This window comes from Kitasatospora sp. NPDC059571, assembly GCF_042735675.1.
In the GTDB taxonomy this organism is placed as follows: Bacteria; Actinomycetota; Actinomycetes; order Streptomycetales; family Streptomycetaceae; genus Kitasatospora.
The window spans coordinates 1-3,322 of sequence record NZ_JBHWBW010000057.1; the positions used below are offsets into that span (position 1 = coordinate 1).

The following is a 3,322-nucleotide window of genomic DNA, read 5'->3' on the forward strand; positions in this document are numbered from 1 at the left end:
CGCGGGGACCCGTTCGGACGACCGGCCGCGCGGGGACCCGTTCGGACGACCGGCCGCGCGGGGACCCGTTCGGACGACCGGCCGCGCGGGGACCCGTTCGGACGACCGGCCGTGCGGCGGCGGCACCGGCCTGCCGAAGGTGGATGCGGAGCCGGTGCCGCGGGCCCGCTCCACCGACGACAGGAGGACCCCATGGGCGCAGGAGCCGACGAGGCCGGCGACGACCTGGTGGTCGGCCGGACCAACCGCAGCGGCGAGCGGACCGTCCTGCTCGCCTCCGGGGACGACCCGGACGGCTACCAGGAGGACTTCGTCCTCAAGATCGCCACCGTCGGCGACCACGTCCTGCCCCGCAACCCGGAGGGCATCGACGCCCTCCACGCCACCGGCACCGTCGCGTTCCCCACCAGCGGCGTCCTCGGCCCCGTCCCGCCCGGCAACGGTGTGGTCGCCCGCGGCGCCAACGGCGTCGTCGGCTACGTCCACGCGGTCGCCCGCGACCGGCCGGACGAGCAGCAGGTCCAGGCCGGCGTGCTCGGCGTCGGCGGCGGCAACTCCCCGGGCCTGTTCGGCCGCGGGGCCAACGGCGTGCTCGGCTACGCCGACGGCACCCTGCGCGACCCCGCGTACGAGGCGGTGGAACCTGGCGGCGTGGTCGGCCTGTCGTCCACCGGCACCGGTGTCCGCGGCAAGGGCGACACCGGGGTCGCCGGGGAGGGCGACGCCGGCGCCGGGGTGATCGGCCGCAGCGGGTTCGGCCCGGGGGTCGCCGGGGTCGGCGACCAGGGCATCGGCGTCCTCGGTGAGAGCACCGGCGGACAGGGCCTGTTCGGCCTCTCCAAGACCGACAACGGCGGCGCGTTCCAGTCCGAGCGGTGGGCCCAGATCTGGCTGATGCCGAGGGAGACCGACCCCCTCCCGCCGGCCGTCCCGCACACCCCGGACGCCGTCCCCGTCGGCGAGCGCCACCCCGGCCCCGCCCTGCCCAGGGCCGGCCGCGCCGGCGAACTCACCGCGCTGGTCGACCGCGACGGCCACTGCACCCTCTGGCTCTGCACCGGCCCCGCCCCCTCCGGCCACGCCACCTGGGCCCAACTCCTCGTCGGTGCCCCGGTGGAGGGCAGGGTATGACGCTTCATCAGATCTCGACCCGGGCTGCCTGCGTGCGGCGCGAGCCGCCGTCATGCCTGTCGCCCGGGGCGCCGAGGGCCGTACCCGTGGCAGGCTGACCGGATGGTCACCGTCGAGGAAGTACGCCGACTCGCGCTGTCGCTGCCCCGCAGCGAGGAGGCGCTGGTCCGCGACCGGGTCAAGTTCCGGGTCGGCCGGATCGTCTACCTCGCGTTCAGCCGGGACGAGTCGGTGCTCGGCTTCGCCTACGCCAAGGAGGAGCGCGACGCGCTGATCGCCTCCGCCCCCGGGACCTTCCTGCCGCCCGACCCCGCGGACGAGCGCTTCAACTGGGTCCAGGTCCGGACGGCCGCCGTGGACGCCGACGAGATGCGCGAACTCGTCCTCGACGCCTGGCGGATGGTCGTCCCCCGCAAGGTCGCCGCCGCCTACTTCGACACGCCGGGCCCGCACGCCTGACCGGGCTCGTCGCACTCGCCGTCGCTACCCCGCGCCCTGGTCCCCCGGCGCGGCCGGGCGGCGCGGCCGCGGAGCCGCCCGAACACGTCCCGCGACGGAACAGTTCGGCGCAGGGCCTTCCGCCGTTCGTTGTTTTGCAGCCCCCTGTCCGGAATCGCCGGTCGGGGTTAGCCTGCTCGGCATGGCACCACGGCCCCTGGCGCCCGTCGTCCTGCACGGCCGGTACGTCCGGCTGGAGCCGCTGACCACGGCGCACGTACCCGACCTGCACCTTGCCGGCAGCCGCGACGACGGCATCTGGCAGTGGCTGCCCGTGGTCACGCCGTACACCGTCGAGGAGATGCACATGCTGGTCCAGCAGCGGCTGGCCCAGCAGTCCGCCGGAGGGGCGATGCTGTTCGCGATCGTCCCGGCCGGCACCAACCGGGCCGCCGGATGGATCGCGTACACCGACATCTCGGTCGTCGACGAGCGCCTGGACATCGGCTGGCACTGGGCCGCGCGCTCCACCTGGGACACCCCGGTGACGGCCGAGACCCACATCCTGCTGCTCCGCCACGCCTTCGAGAACCTGGCCTTCGGCCGCGTCCAGTGGCAGATCGACCATCTCGACGTCCGGTCCCAGCTCACGCTGTCCGGCCTCGGCGCCGTCCGCGAGGGACCGCTGCGCCGCCACGCCCGGCGCTCCGACGGCACCTGGCGGGACACCCTGGTCTATGCGGCGCTGGCCGCCGAGTGGGGAGGCGGCTGGGGCGCCGGGATTCCCTGACGCCCCCGCCGCCCCGGCGGGCCGGCCGTGCCCGTCCGGAGGGCCTACGCCGTGGCGGGCCCGGGCCCGGCGGCGCCGGTGGGGGCGAGTCCGGTGAGCGCCTCGCTCTTGACGAGCCAGGCGAGACCGAACGCGAACACCGACACCGCCTCGCCGACGTAGGTGAGGGTCAGCGGGAAGTCCCAGGCGAAGTGCAGTGCGCCTGCCGCGGCGATCACCACGATGGAGCCGACGATGACCCAACCGCAGGTCAGGTAGACCCAGTTGTGGAGTCGGCGTTCGCCGTGCCCGCGGGAGTCGCCGAAGAGCCGCAGGCAGAAGAAGGCGAGGACGCCGAACAGCCCGCCGGCGAAGCAGAGATGGAGGATCCCGAACGTCGTCTGCACGTCGCTCGGATGCGGTGCGAGGGAGGACGGCGGGAGCGTGGGGAAGAGCGCCACGAGGATCGCGAACACGCCGGCCAGCGAGCTCAGCCGGTCCTCGCGCCGGTCGTGGCGGTAGCAGATCAGGAAGACCCCGATCGCACACAGACTGCCGACGAAGATGTTGCGCATGTGCGTGTAGTACGACGCGCTCATGGAGGCGAGCAGCACGAACCGCGCCGAGGTGATGCTGTTGCCGACCAGCAGGACGATCGGAAGCAGGAAGCCGATGATGCCGACGCCGAAGCGTAGGCGCTGCACGGTCTGTGGATCCTGATTTTGAGGGTCGATTACGGAGTCACGGTGGGTCATGAGACGTCCCCTCAGCCACCCGAAATGCTCAGTACCTCCCGATTTTCCCGTGGCCGCCCCCCTCGAAACCGCGGCGCCCGCCCGGCCGCGGGGCGGGCCGCCGGGGTGGGGGGCGCGCGCGCGCTCAGCCCCGCGGCCCCCCCCCGCGGCGCGCGCCCCCCGGGCGCCCCCCCCCTGACCGACCTCGGCGACACCGCGCTGCTGCCGGGCCTGGTCGACACCCACGTGC

4 protein-coding genes are annotated in these 3,322 nt (G+C 74.5%); 3 read left to right on the forward strand and 1 reads right to left on the reverse strand.

The features are described 5' to 3' along the window. Positions 1 to 192: 192 nt before the first annotated feature. The 3 genes from ACFV0G_RS09715 (at position 193) to ACFV0G_RS09725 (ending at position 2,359) form a co-directional block, all read left to right on the forward strand. Positions 193 to 1,131, forward strand: a complete 939-nt coding sequence (locus ACFV0G_RS09715) for a hypothetical protein (RefSeq protein WP_380544427.1) — start codon at positions 193 to 195, stop codon at positions 1,129 to 1,131. 102 nt (positions 1,132 to 1,233) lie between these two features. After that, positions 1,234 to 1,590 (forward strand): MmcQ/YjbR family DNA-binding protein, encoded by a 357-nt coding sequence (locus tag ACFV0G_RS09720; RefSeq protein ID WP_380544430.1) that lies wholly within the window; start codon positions 1,234 to 1,236, stop codon positions 1,588 to 1,590. 181 nt (positions 1,591 to 1,771) lie between these two features. Continuing rightward, positions 1,772 to 2,359, forward strand: coding sequence for a GNAT family N-acetyltransferase (locus ACFV0G_RS09725; protein ID WP_380544433.1), 588 nt, complete (start codon positions 1,772 to 1,774; stop codon positions 2,357 to 2,359). A gap of 44 nt (positions 2,360 to 2,403) precedes the next feature. Here ACFV0G_RS09725 and ACFV0G_RS09730 read toward each other — a convergent pair whose 3' ends face one another. Continuing rightward, complete coding sequence (locus ACFV0G_RS09730) at positions 2,404 to 3,042, reverse strand: DUF998 domain-containing protein (protein ID WP_380544436.1); 639 nt, start codon at positions 3,040 to 3,042, stop codon at positions 2,404 to 2,406. Positions 3,043 to 3,322 lie beyond the last annotated feature (280 nt).